At 60.3% G+C, this 19,422-nt stretch carries 11 protein-coding genes and 2 pseudogenes; 6 read left to right on the top strand and 7 right to left on the bottom strand.

Annotated elements, in window-relative coordinates; all coding sequences use genetic code 11:
* The first annotated feature begins 758 nt into the window (after window positions 1–758).
* The 4 genes and pseudogenes from JOF46_RS11780 (at window position 759) to JOF46_RS11765 (ending at window position 5,139) form a co-directional block, all read left to right on the top strand.
* A complete protein-coding gene (locus tag JOF46_RS11780; protein WP_209907458.1) occupies window positions 759–1,679 on the top strand; it encodes a glycosyltransferase in 921 nt (306 codons plus the stop codon).
* A gap of 467 nt (window positions 1,680–2,146) precedes the next feature.
* A pseudogene (locus JOF46_RS11775) lies at window positions 2,147–3,640 on the top strand (integrase core domain-containing protein).
* A gap of 111 nt (window positions 3,641–3,751) precedes the next feature.
* A complete protein-coding gene (locus JOF46_RS11770; protein ID WP_209907457.1) occupies window positions 3,752–4,366 on the top strand; it encodes a transposase in 615 nt (204 codons plus the stop codon).
* A gap of 263 nt (window positions 4,367–4,629) precedes the next feature.
* Window positions 4,630–5,139, top strand: a complete 510-nt coding sequence (locus tag JOF46_RS11765; protein WP_209907456.1) for a transposase — start codon at window positions 4,630–4,632, stop codon at window positions 5,137–5,139.
* 141 nt (window positions 5,140–5,280) lie between these two features.
* On the opposite strand, the gene JOF46_RS11760 is transcribed toward JOF46_RS11765, so the two are convergent.
* The 6 genes and pseudogenes from JOF46_RS11760 to JOF46_RS11735 all read right to left on the bottom strand — a co-directional run bounded on the left by JOF46_RS11760 (window position 5,281) and on the right by JOF46_RS11735 (window position 14,693).
* Window positions 5,281–7,218, bottom strand: coding sequence for a PQQ-binding-like beta-propeller repeat protein (locus JOF46_RS11760; RefSeq protein ID WP_209907455.1), 1,938 nt, complete (start codon window positions 7,216–7,218; stop codon window positions 5,281–5,283).
* A gap of 1,223 nt (window positions 7,219–8,441) precedes the next feature.
* Window positions 8,442–8,672, bottom strand: a complete 231-nt coding sequence (locus JOF46_RS11755) for a hypothetical protein (RefSeq protein WP_209907454.1) — start codon at window positions 8,670–8,672, stop codon at window positions 8,442–8,444.
* 724 nt (window positions 8,673–9,396) lie between these two features.
* The gene (gene metG, locus JOF46_RS11750; protein ID WP_209907453.1) at window positions 9,397–10,950 is read right to left on the bottom strand and encodes a methionine--tRNA ligase; all 1,554 of its coding nucleotides are present in this window, start codon (window positions 10,948–10,950) and stop codon (window positions 9,397–9,399) included.
* Between the two features lie 47 nt (window positions 10,951–10,997).
* A complete protein-coding gene (locus JOF46_RS11745) occupies window positions 10,998–12,047 on the bottom strand; it encodes an NYN domain-containing protein (RefSeq protein ID WP_245348104.1) in 1,050 nt (349 codons plus the stop codon).
* Between the two features lie 534 nt (window positions 12,048–12,581).
* Window positions 12,582–13,801 (bottom strand): annotated as a pseudogene (locus JOF46_RS11740) (ISL3 family transposase).
* A 58-nt stretch (window positions 13,802–13,859) separates the two neighbouring features.
* The gene (locus tag JOF46_RS11735) at window positions 13,860–14,693 is read right to left on the bottom strand and encodes an IS5 family transposase (protein WP_209907451.1); all 834 of its coding nucleotides are present in this window, start codon (window positions 14,691–14,693) and stop codon (window positions 13,860–13,862) included.
* Window positions 14,694–14,986: 293 nt separating this feature from the next.
* Between JOF46_RS11735 and JOF46_RS11730 the strand changes: the two genes are divergently transcribed.
* On the top strand, window positions 14,987–16,081 hold the full coding sequence (locus JOF46_RS11730) for an SGNH/GDSL hydrolase family protein (RefSeq protein WP_209907450.1): 1,095 nt from the start codon (window positions 14,987–14,989) through the stop codon (window positions 16,079–16,081).
* Window positions 16,082–16,441: 360 nt separating this feature from the next.
* On the opposite strand, the gene JOF46_RS11725 is transcribed toward JOF46_RS11730, so the two are convergent.
* Entirely contained in the window at window positions 16,442–17,665 is a 1,224-nt protein-coding gene (locus JOF46_RS11725; RefSeq protein ID WP_209906532.1) for an IS110 family RNA-guided transposase, read from the bottom strand.
* Window positions 17,666–18,026: 361 nt separating this feature from the next.
* On the opposite strand from JOF46_RS11725, the gene JOF46_RS11720 reads away from it, so the two are divergent.
* The gene (locus JOF46_RS11720; protein ID WP_209907449.1) at window positions 18,027–19,412 is read left to right on the top strand and encodes an integrase core domain-containing protein; all 1,386 of its coding nucleotides are present in this window, start codon (window positions 18,027–18,029) and stop codon (window positions 19,410–19,412) included.
* Window positions 19,413–19,422 lie beyond the last annotated feature (10 nt).

The following is a 19,422-nucleotide window of genomic DNA, read 5'->3' as shown; positions in this document are numbered from 1 at the left end:
GAAATTGCTCATATCCGACTTCTGAACCACTTAGCGGCAAGGGCCATCACGCAAACCTTGTCCATACTAACGCACCTTGAGTAATCAATTTCGGTTCTGTGATTCGAGTCTCGGAGTGATTAGGAGCCCAGGTCATTCCATCAGTGGCCCGCTCTGGGCTACCAGTAGCCCTCATTAGCGAGTCTTACTTGTCCATTGTCAAGGGGCATAAAAAGGTGCCCACCCAGTTCCACGGAACGCTGTTTGATCACTACCATTTCCATGCGTTCTTCACGCCACCGTGGCCCCAGAGGTCCCGGACACTCTGCTGCCTCCCCACAAGAACCCCTGCCACGCGGACATTGAACACGTCAAGCACCGATCTGCAGGATGTCATTAAAAGAACCGACAAGCCGTGTCGTAAACAATTGTCCGTGGGCGGTCACATACGACTTTGCCTTAGACCTGGTGTCCAGGCCACCGCAACCGGCCTAACTGCATGCGCCCACATCCTCTGCCGCAACCGGAAAAACACCGTGTAGCAATCACCGGCAGCGAGGCCGACACGATTTCTCGGCCCTCAAACGAAATCACCTCCGGTCGCCGGAATCAAAAGGCGGCCGGTGGCGGATCGTTGGCTCCAGGCAGAAACCGCCTCGAAATCCACTTCATCTCGGCTTGTACAACCAGTAGAAATGACCAACTTCTTCACCAAGAGGCAAAAAATCTAGCTCAACGGATTTCTGCTTTAACAACGAGGGCCGCTAACCTAGTGTTTTATGAGCAGCCATGGGGACAAATTATATGCACCGTTCGTTTTCTACACTCGTTTTGGCATAGGTGTTTTTGATGAGGCGTGGCTAGATTTCCGCGTTCGAGCCTTCGGAGCTTTCACGCTTCCATCTGTAACGGCAATCATGCGTCCACAGGACAGTTGGTTAATTTTTTTGGATCGTGATATGCCCAGGATTTCACTCGATGCTTTCAAAGCACAAATCGCAGATCATCCTGCAAATGCCAACATTCGACTTGTTTTCGTCAATTTCTCGTTCGAAGTATCCAACGCACTTGAAGACTACCTCGCGCACTCGATGCTTGACGGGCCGATCTATCTGACGCGAATTGATGATGATGATGCCCTGCGCCACGACACAATCCACAAATTCGTCGAATTGGCGCAACGTTCCGACTCTGAAGAGCTATTCATGAGCTCGTCAAGCGCAATCGAATGTTTCCCGGTAGAGCGACTAATGCTTCAAGGCCCTCATGACTACCTCGTGAACGTCGCGTACGGTGACGCCAACGCCCTTCTAGGATTCTCTCGCGTGGGTCATACACACCTGATGGGTTGGGCTGAACGTTCGAACAAAACTGTGTTGCGTCTGGACATCAATGATGCTGTGTTCCTCTACAATCGACACCGCCAATCATCATCACGATTTACCAGCCGCCGCAGCTTCGCGAGGGAGCACCAAAACAGCCGAAAATGGACATCTGCTGACTTCCGGGCGTTCAACCTTGATGTCGATAAATTGATTTCATTCCGGCACTTCGCAGGCAACGCTCCATATGCACAAGAAGGCTCCCTTTGGACGGACAGTTCCAACCATACGGAGAAGGCCTTCGAAGCATGGAAGGTGCTCGGGACGACAAAACTCGATCTAGTAGCTACTCGAACAAACCTTCTGCGCAGTCGTTAGAGAAGTTACGTTTGGAATTTGCCCCGGACCCGTACGGTTTCGAGGCAAACGCTCATTTTGGGCCGAAAACCGAAGCTAATATAGTTTTGACGATAAGCCCCCTGTGTCGTCATGTAAGTATCTCCGGGAACGTGAAGTCTTCAATTTCCCGCCTCGCGGCTGCAGCTTGTTGCCCTGGAATAGGGCAACAAGGCCATGCACGTACCCATCAACACCTCACGCCGAACCAATAAGGCCGGCGTCGAGGTCATATACCAATCGACGCTGAACTGTTAGGATGGGGCTTTTGGTAGCGGGTGTGTAACGAAGTGGTCCGTAACCTCGTCATTTCGTGGACACCGGAGCTCATGAGTTTGTACGTCCGGTCTCAGAACATCGTGGGCTCTCGATCTCATGACATCGTGGACATGATGCCTCGTGACTTCGTGGATACTTTGCCGGCGGGTTGCTCTCTCATGGTCGATGGCATGGCTAACGCACTTTCGCCCCCATGTTTATGCCTTGATCATCAACTACGACGCCTCGCAGCCCCATGCCCTGCCCGTGACCGAGTTTTGCCGCTCGTTGAAGTTCTCGCGGAGCATATTCTACAAGATTCGTGACCGGGCAGCCAGCGAATCGACGGCCGCACTGCAGCCACGGTCCCGGGCACCAAAGCATCCTGCCAGACGCTATGGGCCCGCTATGATCAACGAACTGGTAAAGATCCGCAAGCAGCTCAAGCTCGATGGTTGGGATCACGGTCCTCGGACGAGCCACTACGAGGCAACGATCCAAGACGTCTTCCCTAGCGGCATGGTGCCATCGGTGGCGACCATAGCGCGGCTGCTCGTCAGCGTCGGTCTGGTCGATGCTGCACCGAAAAAACGTCCGATGTCTTCCTATATCCCGTTCGTGCCATCCACGGCGATGGCGCCATGGCAGCTGGATGCGTTCGAGTACCGCCTCACCAGCGGACCGGTGGCAAAGCTTTGCCAGGTGATTGACGATGCGACCCGCTATGACGCGGGCACCTGGGCGCATGCCCGGCATGAGGACAGTGCCGACGCGAAACTGGTGCTGAAACGAGCGATCGGCGGTTTGGGCCACATAACCGGGCCGGGCAGAGAACAGCGACAATTCGCTGGCGCTCAATCAACGGCCCCAAGGTGGCGTCGGATCGGTTGAAATCTTCCTTGCCTCCCGCGGCACGATGCCGATCAGCGGCCTGCCGGGCAAGCCGACCACCCAGGGCAAGAACGAATGCTCGCACCAGACCCTGATACGGTTCCTGGACGCGAACTCGCCGGCCACGCTCGAGCAGCTGCGGGTACGGATCGCACGCTACAGGGAGCACTACATCAACCGCCGGCCCCATCAGGCCCTGGAGCATGCGACTCCCAGGAACGACTGGGAGCTACTGGCGCACACGCCAGCAACGGAGCCGATTCCACTGACCATACTCGAAGGGGGGCAGGAAGGCAGCCCGGTATCGCCAGGTACGCAGGCTGCGCCAGTCTGACCTAGGCCGATCAACGTTGACGATCTTCAAGAATGGGCAGATGCTGCCCGAGCCAGCCGCCAATTCTTTGCAGCGGCAGCGGCAGCAGACGGCCGACCAACCATTGGTGGAAGTGACCGCCGCGAATAGGCAGGTCTACTATCAGGGGTATCACGTGTCGCTGCAGACGACGTTTGCCGGGCGTCAGTTCTATCAACGATCCCCGATGACGAATTCCTGCCCACCTCCCCTGACTCCGGGGAGGTGGTGTTCTCGTTCCCGCTGCCCATGATCGCGCTGCAGGTGCGGGGACCGTATGTTGCCTCATCTGCCATTTAGGGGCCAAGGTATCAACCCGAACAAGCAAGGGGAACGAAAACTCGCAGGGTTCCAAGCGCAGTTTGAGCAGCGTCAGGACCAGCTCCCCGCGGTATTCGACGTCCTGCAGGCTTCAGGCAAGGACACCGGGGCTTGGTGGTAGTTGTGTACAAACTCATGCGCTCCGGTGTTACCGAAGTGACGAGGTTACACAGCAGACAGGGGCACCTCCACGCCCAAGACGCGTAACAGACGGGTACGTCGAGCGTTGCGGGTGCTGCGCACCGCCCGCACCAGTGCGATGATGGCCTGCACGGTCCTGCTGAACCAAATCAGCGGCGCGCTCACCTCTGCAGCGGAGGAGGTCAGGGCCAAGTATCGCGGCACGACCAGCGAGGCCCGGGCCAACGCCATGGTCTACAGCAGACCCTTCGGAGACCCGTCGGACCCGGTCGTGGCGACCCTCCGGACCCTCAAACGGCTGGGGACCCGGGACCGGTTCCTCAGCGGGGAAATCACCGAGACCGACGCCGAGTTGGCAATCATCGTTTCCACCCACGCACCGAAATTTCTGGACGTCAACAGCGTGGGCACCGCGGTCGCGTACCAGCAGCTGGTGCCCTTCGGTGACAACCCCGAACGGATGGAAAGCGAGGCCACGTTCGCGGCTCTGGCCAGCGTCGTACCGGTACCCGCTTCCTCGGGGAAAACGAACCGACACCGGCTCTCCCGGGGCGGTGACAGGCAGGCGAATTCCGCCCTTTGCGGCATCGTCTTGACGCGGATGTCCGCAGATTCCAGGACACGGGAATACGTGGCCAATCGCACCGAGGACGGCCCGGGCAAAAAAGGAAATCTTCCGCTCCCTCAAACGCTATGTCGCCCGTGAAGTCTTCCGTGTCATGAAGAACCCGAGGCCCGCCCCGCTGGTCAACGATCTGCGCCCGCTGCGCCTGGCACTTTGTCTCACGCAGGTGCTGGCGGGAGCTGCGATGGGCGTCTGACCGATTGCTATTGCATGGATCGAGCGCGGCAAGTCCCGGGATGGCGAAGCCATTGCTAGTTACCGGGCGTGGCTTGGAAGACAGGCCGAGGAAAGCAACTGACAAACTTAGGAGCATCGGCAAAAAGGGAAGCCGCGTACACTTCCTCTTGGCGATCGACCAGGACACCCACGCGGTGCTGGCGCAGGTATCGGTCGGCGAGAAAAACAATGAGATCCCGCTGTCCCCGGTACTCATGGAACACTTTCAGTCCCTGACAGATGTGGCGGTCACAGCGGACGCGCTGCACACACAGACCGGCCACGCCCACTACCTGGCGGGTCGCGGAGCGCACTACATCTTCACCGTGAAAGAAAACCAGCCCAAGCTATTCAAACAGCTTTCCGAGACGACCTGGGAGCAGGTCCCCACCTGTGATGGCAGCAGTGCCAAGGCCAACGAACGACAGATCATCCGGTCAGTCAAATGCGCCGCCCTCAGCCCGGGCACCAAGTTCCCCGCCCCCACGCCTTCCAAACCATGCAGATCACCCGGAAATCCAGGTCCATGGGCACCGGGAAGTGGCATCTGGAAACCTCTGAGCGGTTACATCGCTGCCGACTTACCAGGCCAGCCCCGGGCAGCTGGCGGGTTGGGTGCGTGGTCACTGGGGCATTGATAACGGCCTCCTTTGGCGAAGGGACGTACTTTTTGTTGACGGTGTTACGCGCCGCAGTGGATGACGTACTTTGATGGGCACTACTTGTTGAGATTCACTCACGAATCACCATTGGCCGTATCCGCCTGTGGTCACGACGCATTACGGCCGCGGAAATTGCGCAGCAAGTGGTGTCGTGCGGGGGGTCAAGTCGAGTTCCACAAGGACAGTCTTGTCAGTGTAACCAAAGACTCGCCCTGCGGGTGACGTGGCCATGTGGGCACCAAACGATTCCTTGCTCTGCGGGCTTCCTATGATGGACCTGGTTCCGGCGCGGAAGTCTATGACTGTGGTCGTCCCGGAAGCGCTGTGGACGAGCTTGGATCCATCGCCGGCAAGGGCGAGGCCTGCGTTGGCCCAGCCGGGACGGTAGGTTTCATTCCGCGCAGGTGTAAGCCGATGGCGATGTACATGCTTCCCAGTTGAAGGATCAATTATATGGATGCCCTCAATGTCCGCCACGACGAGCCATCCAGCTATGAGCACGGGCGCGTATAGGGCTCCTGCTCCAGGAACCGGTGCGGTTTCCCAGATCTTTTGCTTCGTGGCGATTTCCAACTTAAAGGCCTTGGCCGGCCCCTTCGTGTCCGGGAGGCCATAGCCGTTACGTACCGATGAGGTGCCGTAGACGTAACGGTCGTCGGCTGCCAGGCCAACGATCGACTGCGCATGCACAAAACCTGCACCTCCACCATCGAGCACCCAAGGGATAGTCCTGGCGTTTGGATCGATCATGCCTAGCACGCCGCCTGCTCGACCATAGTCGGGTACGGTTCCAAAGAAGACGTTGCGTGAGTTCACTGCCCAACCGAAAGGGCGCGACTGGTGATACTGATGGCTGAGTCGCCCAAGGCGGTGATAGCCGTCAGAAGATTCTTTACGCCCATGCGTCATGCCAACGATATCAGCGAAGCCGTACGAGCCAATGTAGCTCTGCTTCGCGTCGAACTCGATCATCCCCTCGACCTGGTTTATGATGCCTTGGTCGTCAGGGGATTTCCAGCGGAGGCCCGTATCGGGGTTGATGGCAGCTATTCCGTCTCCCATATATCCTCCGATGTAGATGTTTCCATCGGAGTGGCCCATGAGCGACTGGATCGTAAGCTCGCCTTCGCGCAGCGTCACGGCCCTTGTCTGTTCCACACGGCCACTGGCAAGATGGAAGGATTCGAGGCGGAGGCCCGTGGGTGTTTGGCCGACAACTAGCACTGTCGTTTCGGAAGCCTGAATAGTCAAGGGCGCACTGGTACGTACCCCTCCGAGTTTGCTTTCCTTCCATGTCGTGGTGTTCGTCGCGTAGAGAAACTTCTCAGTGAGAGTGTAAAATGTCCCAGAGTTCAGCATTTCCGGTGAAGTGACTGCAGCCGACGTGCGGCGTGAGGACCAAACTCGATCCACTTTGCCCGCCCACTTTTTAGTGGCACGGTCCAGCAGCAATTCAGACCTGACGCCGTTGGCAGTCACCACGACGCGGTCCCCAATCGCGTCGATGCTGGTAATGAATCCGCTGGGTATTGGGTCGGGCAGCTGGATCTCTGTGCGTCGTGCGGGGTGACTTGTTGGGAAGGTGAACAGCCTTGGATTCTGGGCTCCGGTGCCCACCCATACTTGGTCGATGTTGTCGATGGCCAAGCTCGTGATGTAATCCGTGTCCGAGGCCAAACGGGAATGGGTCCGGATTTGCTTGGCTGACGCAACATAGGTGAAGGTGGCCCCATTCGGATAGGCGCCACCCCAGATGTTTCCGGCCGAATCGAACTGAAGATCATACAGCGTGGAAGCGCCCGGGACACGACCAATGTGGCTGACGACGTTGGGGTTTGCCGGACTCCACGACTGCAGGCTGGCGCCGAAAGCGAAATACAGAGTCTTGCTCTCCCGGTGCCAAACCATTGAATCGATCCCGCCGCTGTGGATGCCGGCAATCGACAGCACATGCACCGGAACTCCAGCGTCAGGATTAACGATTTGCAGTTGGTTAGACGGACCAACGATCGACACCGCAAGCCATGGGACTGGTGCCCCGGTGAGCCCGGACAAAGGGCACACCTCCTTTACTATCAAGGCAGGGAACGCGCCTTCGAAGCGAGAAATAGCACCATTTGTGCTAGGCGCGCATGTCAGGGGTGTGGTCAGGAGTGGATCGCGGTTGCGCATTGGCAGTGGCCCGGGCTTTACCACGTGTGTCGCCTCTGGTTCCGCAATTGGCGCTATGCCACGGGACTGTAGCGGAGAGAGTGCGACCCCACCGACGGCTAGGGCGGCTAGAGACAGCAGTCCCCGACGCGAATGCCATTGAGGAGTGCCTTGGGGACCTTGGGGCACGGAAAACTCCTGGAGATAGTGGATCGCTTGGCTGCGTTCGAGACTATCAGCAGAACGTACGGCATTTTTGGAAGGCTGCTGATCTGGCGACAATGCGGAGTGCTGGTTTGGGAGAGAAGGCTCCCGAAGCAGCACAGCTTGGCTTGTACGCCCAGCATGAGTAATTGCTTGGGGGTGAAAGAGGTTCGAAGATGAAGGCGGATAGAATCCTAAGCGTGAGTAGGCAGTCGTTTGACGAGCGGACGTAAGTCTCCGGGAATATATCCGAAGTATGGCCTGCGTCGGACGTTTGACGAATACGAAGATCCCGTCCGGTCGGCGCATTGCGTGGTCGGGGATGTACTCGGAGTCCTCGTTCTAGTCGTTCCTGCATCAAGTGACCAAGGGAATGGACGAACGCCGCAGGTGATCAAGCTGCGCTCTTCCACCCCGCAGGCCAAGGTCCTGAGCGTGGGCGAGGCCCAGTCGATGCTTGAAGCGTGCGTGCACCTGCGCGACCGATTCCTCTTTGCCTGCTCCTTGACGCAAGTCGCGGATTGGCGAGCCCCTGGGGCTGCGGAACGAGGACCTAGTCATCACGGAGCGGCAGGTGACCGTCATACCGCGGCTGAACAACAACGGGGCTAGAGCCAAAGGGTGTGACGTTCCCGGATCATTCCGACCAGTGGGCAATTGATGCGCCTCTACGCGGATTGACTAAATACCGAATACAACTCGTTGGAATCGGGCTAAGTCTTCGTCAATCTTTGGGTCGACCGCTTGGGACGCCCCTGACCCACCCTGCGGTTTATGACGTGCTGATACGGCTCCGCCGGCAAACGGGTGTCGGATTTTCCGTGCAAACGGCGCTCGGCGTGGCTGGGCCGGTTCACCTCCCTGACCGCGAATCCCACGCCGGCCAAGATACGGGCGAGGTCGGCCCCGTAGGAGCCGCTTCCCTAGTCGCCAACGGCGGTGATGGGCACGAATATCGTCATGTACGCGGCGATCTCCAGGTACCCTGAACCGACCGCCAGGAGCTTGCGCTCCCCGAGCCGTTTTCCGCAGTCGGACATGAGTGCGACATGGCGCGTATCGGCATGCGTGTAAAAGCCGGCGATGACTTTGAACTGCTCGTTGCCATGATGGATGGAGCTCCTCTGAAAGCGGTGAAACAACAGGGTGGGCATATGTTGACCAGTCGGCAGACAAGACGGGGAGGGGACTAGGCGTTCAAGCTCCTAGAAAATCATGCGCGGCTGGGCAACACAGGTGTTTCCGGCACAATCAGCTCGGCGGACTCATCTTCATGAGAACATCCCCTACGGGAGTTAGTCATATCCTGGGTCGCGCCGAGCCGATGGCCTAGTCCATCATCGCCGGAAATCAATGCTCACGTGACCGTGGTCTCCGCTGCCCTGACCATCGGACGGTCCCCCAGGTGGTCGGCATGCTTCGACGGACTCGGGTCGAGAACGGCCGATCCTGATCAAACGGGCGGCCCAGCGTGATCCTTCGGATCTCATCCCGTTACCGGTCGGTGAATTTCGATGGCCTCCCAGAAGCGAAATGCAGGTGCAGCGAATCCAGCTCGCCGCGGTTGAAGTTGTGCAGCACGTCCGGACCCGATCCTGGCTAGCTAAGGCGCCCTCCGAAATCGGGGCCATTTGCCTACCCGGGCCAACAGGGGCCCCAACTGGGACCGCTGCCAAGCCACAATCGAGACCGACACGCTCCGCCTGCAGGAAAAGTACTGCTTCGCCATTTTCAAGTTCTCGTAGCATCACACGCCGTGACGCGACTGTCCACTAGAAAGCGGACCCCGCGCGACCAACCTGCGCCGAAATCAGCACATACTCAACGGGAACCGCCCCACATCTCACCACTGTGAAGCAGACATTGCAGGCCGCGGTACTAGTCGGCGCTAGACTCATATTTCGGGAAAATCGGCACTGGAGTTGGTAACTTTGTACCTTCGGTCAGCATTTCATCAAACGAAACATACTCACGCGCCGCCCCCTCGGTCTGCCCTAACTCTTCAAGGAGGAGTGCTGCCGCACCCGGCATGACAGGTTGGATTAACAAGGCAACTCGGCGAACTACTTCGAGCGTGACATAGAGTACAGTCTCCATGCGTGCCAAGTCAGTCTTGCGCAGGACCCAAGGGGCCTGGTCGGCAAAGTAGGCGTTAGTGTCGCCTAAGACTGCCCAAATCGCTTCCAGCGCCTTGCTGAACTCCTGACGCGAGAACGATCCTCGGCAGATATCAAGCAATTTCCCGGCTTCGGCCATGATCTGCTGATCAGCTGCTGTGAAATCTCCAGGCGTCGGTACCACTCCCCCGCAGTTTTTGGCGACCATTGACAGCGAACGCTGCGCAAGGTTGCCAAGATTGTTGGCGAGATCCGAATTCATCCGGCCGACGATAGTGTCGTGGCTGTAACTTCCGTCCGCACCAAACGGAACTTCACGCAGGAAAAAGTATCGGACCTGGTCAAGTCCGTACTGGCTAATGAAGTCTGCCGGCGCAACGACGTTGCCCAGCGACTTGGACATCTTCACGCCGTTGTTATGCAGGAAGCCATGGATCATCACGCGCTTGGGCAAAGGAAGTCTTGCGGACATCAGGAACGCCGGCCAATAAATGGCATGGAAGCGGGAGATATCCTTGCCGATGACGTGCACATCGGCGGGCCAGTACTTCTTGAACGACTCGGACTCGAAGTCGGGGAAGCCAGTGCCCGTCAGGTAGTTGGTCAACGCGTCAACCCATACATACATGACGTGGTCTTTATTGCCAGGAACCGGCACGCCCCAGTCGAAGGTGGTGCGAGAAATCGACAGGTCGTCCAAGCCACGTTCTACAAAGCGGATGACCTCGTTGAAGCGCGACTGTGGAGCGCCGAAGGCCGGCTGCGACTTGTAGAGTGCGAGAAGCTTGTCCTGGTAAGCGGAGAGACGGAAGAAGTAGGACTCTTCCTCGGTCCAGACGACCTCGGTGTCTGTTTCCCTGGAGTACCGGACGCCGTCATCGCGGACCTCAGTGTCTTCCTCGGCATGGAAGGCTTCGTCACGCACCGAGTACCAACCCGCGTACTTGTCTAGGTAGATATCGCCGTTGGCCTCCATGCGCTTCCAGATGGCCTGAGCCGCGGCATAGTGGTCAGAGTCCGTGGTGCGGATAAACCGGTCGTAGCTGATGCCCAGCTCGTCATTCATCGCTTGGAAGGCATCCGAGTTGCGCTGCGCCAGCTCGCGCGGCGTAATTCCCTCGCGTTCGGCAGTCTGCAGCATCTTCTGCCCGTGCTCGTCCGTACCGGTCATGAAGAACACGTCATAGCCGTCAAGACGCTTGAAACGCGCCATGGCGTCGGTGGCTATTACCTCATAGGCGTGCCCAATATGGGGCACGCCGTTCGGGTAGGAGATGGCGGTGGTGATGAAAAACGGAGTCTGCTCAGAAGTCACCCTAAAAATCTACCGTAGTTCGGCTTCAAACTGCCCATCGGCGAGCCTTATGTGAGCTGGTCGAGCTGCTCCCAGAAGGCTACGCGGAGCGCACGGCGGATATCTTGCAGGTCGGTCTTCCACTCCCCAATACGTTGCGCGCAGTCCTTGAGCAGCACCCTGTCGATTTCCGGCGGCAGGAGTGGGCGATCGGACGTCAGCTCGTTCAGCTCAGTTCGAGTCGTACTGGCGTACCAGTTCTTGGCCACGCTGCTCCCCACTTCCGAAGCTACATCCATGGCGCTCGCGTCAGTGCCCGCGCCACCTGCAAACCCCGACGTTTGTTGCGTTGAGCTATAGACAAGCTGGTAGTCCGGCTGCACCGGAGCTTGGGGTTGCACCGGCGCCTGCAACTTAGGACGCTGGTTCAGCATTGCGGGTGTGGGGGGTTTGAGCCCGGCCGGTTTCGGAGTAGGCGGCTGTGGAACGGCGCCGGCTTCAACTACTTTCGCCGCAGCGCCTGCGCTGGCGATAGTGGCAGTCTGGGCCGCATGCCCGGGGTCCCATGCCACGGCCTTCACGAATGACGTCTTGATGAGTTCCTCGGGCAAGGTAATGATGCTGTCTACGCGAAGGGCAAGGTGTTCGGCGACAGAGGCCACGCCCAGACGGTGGTCAGCCTTCTCGACGCCAATCAAGACGACCTTCATGCCCAGGTCTTGGGCCTCTTCCACGGCTTCTGCAAGATCGTCATCACCGGAAACGAGAAAGGCGACCGAAGCAGCACGGTTTCGGGCAATGCCTACCAGATCCAAGCCAAGCTTGAGGTCAACGCCCTTCTGCTCACCATTGAAGGAAATACGACCCAAGCGAACCTTCACACCGGGTATCAGGCCGATCCGCTTGTGCTGATCCGTAAAGATCGCGTCCTTGGCCGCGTCATACCAGTAAATTCTCAGGTTTTCCAGGCCGCTGAATTCCTTGGCGGTCTTGAGGATCCCGTCTATTAGCGCTTCGTAGTTGACCGTAAATGCGGCACGGAGCGTTGTTCCGGAGGCACGGTGTCCCCCGATGGCCAACAGGAAACTGGCATCCACGAATATTGCACTCTGAGACATCATCACTCAATCCTATGCTGTGCGTTTCATCCCTTTGCAAACCGAAAGGGCACCAGAACGGGACTTCAGGTGAACTGCTCCTGCAACAGACGTGGCAAGTTCGTTTCGTTTTGGACTTTGAGAATTTCAGACTCACTTCATTGAGGAGTCTTCCAGGACAACGACAATCTCCCCCGCCCGCACAGAATCTCATAGTTGGCCCTGGCTAATCCGGAGAGCTGCCACTATGCGTCCCACCATACCGGCAAGAACTCATGGGCCCGGGACCATGAATCCGCATGCGTAAGACTGTCGTAGCATCCGGAGTGCCAAAGTCCATTGGTGGCCAGGACTCACCACTTACATCCAATAAGCGCGTAGTCCGCCGGGAAAACTTCTGCACTACGGACCTGCAAATAGAACACCGACCCGGCCTCATTTCGGTCCCCTCTGACTACAGGCCTGTTAGGGCAATCGGGCTCTCCGATTTTAAGCGTGGTGACCGGGTGTTCAGCACGGCCGCAGGCGGGCCGTTTACAACAATATCCGTCATCGTTAGCTGTGGTGGTTGACGTAGCCTCGGCCGATCCCTTTGATGTTCTTGGCGGTGAGGTTGGCGGCCTCGCTGCGGGCGTTGGTGAGTCGGGTCAGACAGAAGGTCTCCAGCTCCTCCTTCCACGCCGTGAAGGTGCGGAACAGGGACTTGGCCTCGTGCATGCCTGTGGCCTTCACGGAGGCCTCCAGCTTCGCCCACCCCGTGGCGACGGCATCCCGATCCCGCGTTTTCAACAGTTCCCGGGCGTGTTCCTTGATGGCATAGACGACCCCGAGTTGGGCATCCGATGCCAGGACTTCCTTGAGCCGCTCCGTCTGTTGGAGGGAGAGCATCGCGATGTTGCAGGTCAGGAGTTTCCGGTATTTGTAGGCCGGGTCGGTCATCTTTCCACGGCGGCCGTGGGTGTCGTGGGAGCGGTGCCTGCGCACGGCGGTGATCATCTGGTTGGCACGCTGGATGATGTGGAAATGGTCCAAGGAAATCCGGGCCGCTGGAAGGGAGTTGCGGAATTCCGCGGACATGCCCATGGCCACGAATTCGATGTTTCGCTTCCAAGAATCGGGGCGCTGGGACATCCAACTGGTCACGGCCTTGCCGCGACGCCCGTCCACGATGTCAAGGATCGTGCCGGTGTCCAGGTCCGTGAACACGATCGACCGCGGCTCGACCCGCATCATTTTCCCGGTGGTGCCCAGCACGAAACGGACGCGTCGGAAGCGGAGCTCGTCCACGCCGATGCGGCGCACCAGGCGCTGGTCCACGACTAGGACGATCTGCTCGGTGACCAGGAGCTTGCGCATGATGGTGGGCCAGGAGACACCGTGAGCCTTGGCGATCCCAGTGACCGCGCGCAGCTCGCGAACGGCGTCCTCCACGATTCCCCGACCAGCCTGGCGGTCAACCTGGAGCACAAGGGGGTCTAGTCGGTGACCTGCACAAAGGTCCGCTTCGGGCAGGCCTCTTCCTGGCAGACCAGGCGCCGTTTCCTGACCAGGACCTCCAGGCCCCTGCCGCCGCAGGCCACGTCCTTGACCCGGTGCACGGGCCGGGCCTGGATCCGGGTGGAGAACACCCCGGAGGCGGGGCACGGTGCCTCGGGGTTGCGGGGTTCCACCAGCACCGAGCGGGAATCGCCGGCCCCGTCCACGCCGAGCACCGCATAGTCGTCAAGGTTGAACAGGGTCGACGCAGCATCGCCTGCGCCCGTACTATTTAACACGGCCCGTGGTCCTTGGAATTATTAATGTCTTAGAAAATCCGCCAATAGGCCCTGAGCGTTAGGGCCTTCGCTTGGGCCTGGCGTCCCAGCGTTGGGTATACCAAGCCTCGCGGATCAGGCGCCGCAGGACGATGATGCTGTTGGCGAAGCTGATCATTGCATCAATGACTTTGGCTTTGCGTTCGGTGCAGATCAGTAGTTTCTTGAAGCCCCGAGTGTGCCAGGCGTTGGTCCGCTCGACGACCCAGCGGGCCCCGGCCTGCAGCGGCTCACCGCTGGTGCTGATCACCCATTCGCACCCGAGCGCGGTGAGCAGGGTGCGGGTCTTGCCGCTGTCGTAGCCGGCGTCCAGATGCACGGTGATCCGCGGTGGCAGGTGGAACCCGAACCGAGAGAGTTTCTCCAGGGTGGGGCGTAGCAGCGGGGAATCGTGGCGGTTGGCCGGTGCGGCCACGACCCCCAGCGGGATGCCCTTGCCGTCGGTGAGCACGGAGCGCTTGGTGCCGAGTTTGCCGCGGTCCACCGGGGATTTTCCGGCCATTTCCCCGCCGCACGGGGCCTTGACGATGCACCCGTCCACGATGAGATTCTCCAGTTCCAGCCCGACGATCCTGTCGTAGGCCTCCAGACAGATCTGCTCCAGGGTGGTGAAGATTTCGGCGTCGATCCAGGCGTCGCGCCGCCGCCGAATGGTGGTGGCGGAGCAGCCGGTGTCGCTGATCTTCTCGTAGGAGGCACCCAAGACGAGTACCTGGACGAGTTTGTCGAAGACCACGCGATCAGTGATCCGTGGGCGGTGGCAGCCCAGCGGGTGATGGTCTTCAACGGGAGGGATCAGTGCCTCGAATTGGCACCAGAGTGGTTCGATAAGGAATGATGGAAGGGCAGGCACGATTCTCCTGGTCAAACGTTTTCTTGGTCGAAAACATGTTTAACAGGAGTCGTGCCTGCCTTCTTGATTAATGACGTCGGTTGTCCGCTTAATGACGCTGACGTGTGGAGTGTTGGTGCTGTGGTGGGCGCCTATTTTGCGCATTTTCTTACTCCATCCTCGGTGGAGCACTGGCGAAAGAACTAGGTTTCCCCATCGCCGCAGTGAGCTCGTTTGAGATCCTTCCCATCGGAACCTCGGTGGTGCAGATCCAACGCGGCGCTGCCCCGAACGAATAGAACTGGCAGCGGTCGATGTACGCCAACGGACTCGTGTGGTCGGAGTGGCGTCGCACCGACCACCACAGCGACCCGACCCAGTCCCAAGGCCTCGCGCCTGCCTCGCCGGGCTCCCTGGCGCAGTCGGCAATTTCCTGCACCACGGGCTTCAGTGGTTCCTCCGCAACCGGGCAGGGCTTCGTCCGTGCCCTTCACCAGGTGCCAGTCGGGACGACGCGGGTACGGCTGTGCGTGCGGAACTGGAACCCTCGCTACAACATGGCCGACGACGCGGCAGCAACCATCACCAATGTGAACATCGGGCGCCACAACGGCGGCGCCTCGCAGTCAAGCGCGTGGACGTTGGTTTCGGCTGCCGGCTCCACCGGAACAGACGGATTCAAGTCCGAGTGGGTGAATCTCCCGGCCGGGACGGCGGGCACAGAGGCGCTCGTGGCCTTCGGGTGGTCTTCCGCCGGCACCGTGCAGAACAACACCGGCTACGGGTTCACCGGGGCATCTGCGGCGAACGCCATCACGGGTACTGCGGCGGCCACGAATACGCTCCCGTTCTTCATCTACCTCGAGGTCGAGGTCCCGGCGTCGAAGCCCAAGGTAGCCGTATTCGGGGACAGCCTGAGCAGCGGCGTCTCGGCGACTCGGGTCTTGTACGACTCCTGGCTGGACCAGTACTGCCGCCCACGTGGATACGTGCCGATGCACTGGTCCCACTCGGGCGACCAGTTCGACGCGTGGCTGGATCCCCTCGGAAAGAAGTGGGCGCCGTACGGCAAAGACATCGTCCTGGCCGACGCGGTGTTCATGGCCATGGGATCGAACCTGATCTTCGCCGGGACCACGCCGACGCTGCAGGCATGCATCGACCAGACGACCGCCTGCGTGGCATTGCTTCGCAAGCACGTATCGCCGAACGTCTTCGGCTGCACGGTTCCCCCGCGGACTGCCGTGACGGGGGAACCGGAGATCCGCCGCCGGGAGTACAACGCCTGGATGAAGAAGAGCCCGATCTTCCGGGATGTGTTCGACATGTCGGCCGCGGTCTCATTGGACGACAAGACGCTTAACCCGGCCTACGACGCAGACGGCATCCACCTGTTCACCGCGGGCTAGGCGGATATGGAAGCGGCGATTGGTCGGCCAGTCGTCGCCGCGTAGTTGGGTGTGGCGCGGCCTTATCGGTCGTGCCACACCCAGGTGAGCCGCAGCTTGGTCGACCGGAACTTTGGAAGCGTGAAGCACGGGGCCAAAGGTGACAGATGTTCAGTATCCTTGAGTTCTAGCGATTGTTGTAACTTAAACCAAAATCGCCTCTAGCGAGTTCTGCGCTAGCACCCCGATGGATAGCATCATCTGATGGGGAAAAAACGTGTATTTATTTACGGTGGCTGCACCAGCAGGGATGCAGTCGAGCATTATCCGGCATACAGCATGGAGTTGGCCCACTACGTTGTTATGATGCTCCTATTGTTGTCAACGGCTTTCCGCGACCTGTTTCTCCAGCCATGTCCGGTAACGTTCAACGACCTCACGGTCCCGGCACAGACCACGCTCAATCCGTGAAATCGCGGTTGTCCAGCATCCCAAGGAGGAAGCTGCCACCACCTGCGTGAGGCCCAATGCCAGGCGCAGGGGACGTAGGTCATTGGTCAACGGGGTAGGCCTGGGATTCTTCATGACACGGAAGATTTCCCGGGCGACGTAGCGCTTCAGGCAGCGGATGATTTCCTTCTTGCTCAGGCCGTCCTCGGTGCGTTTGGCGACATATTCGCGCGTCCTGGGATCATTGGCCATGCGCACGAGCACGATGCGGTAAAGCGAAGCGTTTGCTTGCCTGTCACCGCCGCGGGAGAGCCTGTGGCGGTTCGTTTTCCCCGAGGACGCCGGCACCGGCGCAACGCCGGCCAGGGCCGCGAAAGCGGCCTCGCTTTCCATGCGTTCGGGGTTGTCCCCGAAGGTCACCAGCAACTGGGACGCGACCACGGTGCCAACGCCGTTGACCTCCAGAAGCTCCGGGGCATGGGCGGACACGATGGCGGCCAACTCGGCGTCGGTCTCGGCGATTTCCTCGCTGAGAAACCGGTACCGTGTGCCCATCCGCTTCAGCGTCAGCAGGGTCGCCACAACCGGGTCCGCAGGATCCCCGGAAGGCCTGCTCGCAGCCAAGGCCTTGGCCCGTGCCACGCTGGTCATGCCCCGATATCTGACTCTGACCTCCTCCGCTGCAGTGGTGAGGACTCCGCTGATCTGGTTCAGCAAGGCCGTGCGGGCCTTCATCGCGCTGGTGCGGGCGGTGCGCAGCACCCGCAACGCCTCGACGTACCCGTCACGCGTTTTGGGCGTGGAAGTGCCACGCTCCGCCAACACGGATTCAGCAGCCTGGTAGGCGTCCAAGGGATCTGACTTTCCGCGCAGTCGGCGCTCGGCGCGGTTGGGTCGGTTCACCTCCCTGACGGTGAATCCCTGGCCGGCCAGGACCCGGGCGAGCTCAGCCCCGTATGAGCCGGTTCCTTCGACGCCGACGGCAGTGACGGCACCGAAGCTAGTCAGGTAGGCGGCGATCTCCTGGTACCCGGATCCGACGGCCAGGAACTTGCGATCCCCGAGCCGTTTCCCGTAATCAGTGACGAGGGCAACGTGGTGGGTGTCGGCATGGGTATCGATGCCGGCGATGACTTTGTAGTTCTCATTTGTCATGATGGATGGAGCTCCTCTGAAACCGGTAAAGCAACAGGGTGGGCTCGTGTTGTCCAGCCGGGCAGACAGGACGGCGAGGGGACCTCTGGATCAGGCTCCTATGAAGTCATGTCCGGCCGGGCAGCACGCTTGGTGCTGGCCACCAGCCGGCGGACTGATCATTATCAAGACAACCCGTAAGGGTGTCAGTCTCAAGAAGGGTCACACCGGGCTGATGGCCTATTACCATCATCGCCGTCTCAAGAGATCGGTGACAGTTCTGCCCCAGCACATCGGTGACACTTCCGGGGGTCTTGGTGGTGACACTTCCCTGCGGTTAATGTGGCTTTGACCGGCAGGGCGCGGGCATGAAGAATGACGGGTGAACAAGAATGAGCCTGTCAATGCCCGTATCCGCCTGGCGATCGCCCAATGGCCCGAGGACGCACCACGCGGGTCGGTGACCACGTTCTGCGCCGAGCACGAGATCACCCGCAAGACGTTCTACGCGATCCGGGCCCGGGCACGCGACGAGGGCCAGGCCGCGGCCCTGGAGCCACGTTCCCGCCGCCCGAAGGCCTCGCCCACGCAGCTCACCGAGGAGCGCAAGCAGGAGGCGCTGCAGGTCCGGGCCGCCCTGGAATCCTCCGGGCTGGACCACGGACCGATCAGCGTGCACGACAAGATGCTGTCCCTGGGGATGCAGGCCCCCTCCGTGGCCTCGCTGGCCCGGATCTTCCGCGAGAAAAACGTGGCACGGTCCGAGCCGAACAAGAAACCCCGGGCCTCGTACCGCCGGTTCGTCTACCCGGCGCCAAACGCCTGCTGGCAGCTGGACGCCACCGAGTACGTGCTCGCCGGCGGACGCAAGTGCGTGATCTTCCAGCTGCAGGACGACCATTCGCGCCTTGCCGTCGCCACCCACGTGGCCTCCGGGGAGACCAGCGAGGCGGCCATCGCGGTCGTGCAAAAGGGCATCGCCGCCCGCGGGGTGCCACAGCGGCTTCTCACGGACAACGGCGCCGCGCTCAACCCCTCGCGGCGCGGGGTCGAAGGGCAACTGGTCGCCTACGTGACCTCGCTCGGGGTCAAGGCGATCACCGGCAAGCCGTACAAGCCCACCACCCAGGGGAAGAACGAGCGCTTCCACCAGACCCTTTTCCGCTGGCTGGACAAGCAGCCCCTGGCCCGGTCCCACGCGGAGCTCCAGGCCCAGGTGGACCAATTCGACCACATCTACAACACCGAGCGCCCGCACCAGGGACTGCCCGGGCGCATCACCCCACAGCGGTCATGGGATGCCACGCCCGTGGCCGAGGAACCCCGGCCCAGCCCGATCCCTCCGGAGGCCAATGTCCCCGAGGCAAGAACCCTGGGCATTGCCCAACGCCTGACGGCAGCGGCGGAGCAGGAAGCCGCCGCTTCCACCGCCGGCACGGTGAACGAAGGGGCGCCGGCGACCGTTGGGCCGGAGCGGGTCACCGGCAGCATCATCCAGCCCTCCGGCGCCGGGAGCCGGACGCTGACGGCCTATTCCAACGGCGTCGTCAACATCGGACGAACCATATTCTCCCTGACCGCATCGATGGGCGGACGAAACGTCATTGCGAGCTGGGATGACGACGGCGTCATCTTCGCCAACACCGAAGGGGAAGTCGTTGCCGACTATGCCTGGCCGCCGAAAGGCACGGCCTACGTCGGCATCTCCAAGTCCCGCCCGGTCCTTGGCAGGGACCGGGATTCAGGGCGACTGTCACCGAAGTCCTGATGCATCAACT

This window comes from Paeniglutamicibacter psychrophenolicus (genome assembly GCF_017876575.1).
Lineage (GTDB): Bacteria > Actinomycetota > Actinomycetes > Actinomycetales > Micrococcaceae > Paeniglutamicibacter > Paeniglutamicibacter psychrophenolicus.
Note: the sequence above shows the minus strand (reverse complement) of the source record. Positions and strands in the feature narration are given on the sequence as shown.

Bases quoted from the DNA above. Each gene is read 5' to 3' on its own strand.
- JOF46_RS11730 (WP_209907450.1), top strand. From the start codon at position 14,987: ATGTACGCCAACGGACTCGTGTGGTCGGAGTGGCGTCGCACCGACCAC.
- JOF46_RS11725 (WP_209906532.1), bottom strand. From the start codon at position 17,665: ATGACAAATGAGAACTACAAAGTCATCGCCGGCATCGATACCCATGCC.
- JOF46_RS11745 (WP_245348104.1), bottom strand. From the start codon at position 12,047: ATGTCTCAGAGTGCAATATTCGTGGATGCCAGTTTCCTGTTGGCCATC.
- JOF46_RS11780 (WP_209907458.1), top strand. From the start codon at position 759: ATGAGCAGCCATGGGGACAAATTATATGCACCGTTCGTTTTCTACACT.
- JOF46_RS11755 (WP_209907454.1), bottom strand. From the start codon at position 8,672: ATGCCCACCCTGTTGTTTCACCGCTTTCAGAGGAGCTCCATCCATCAT.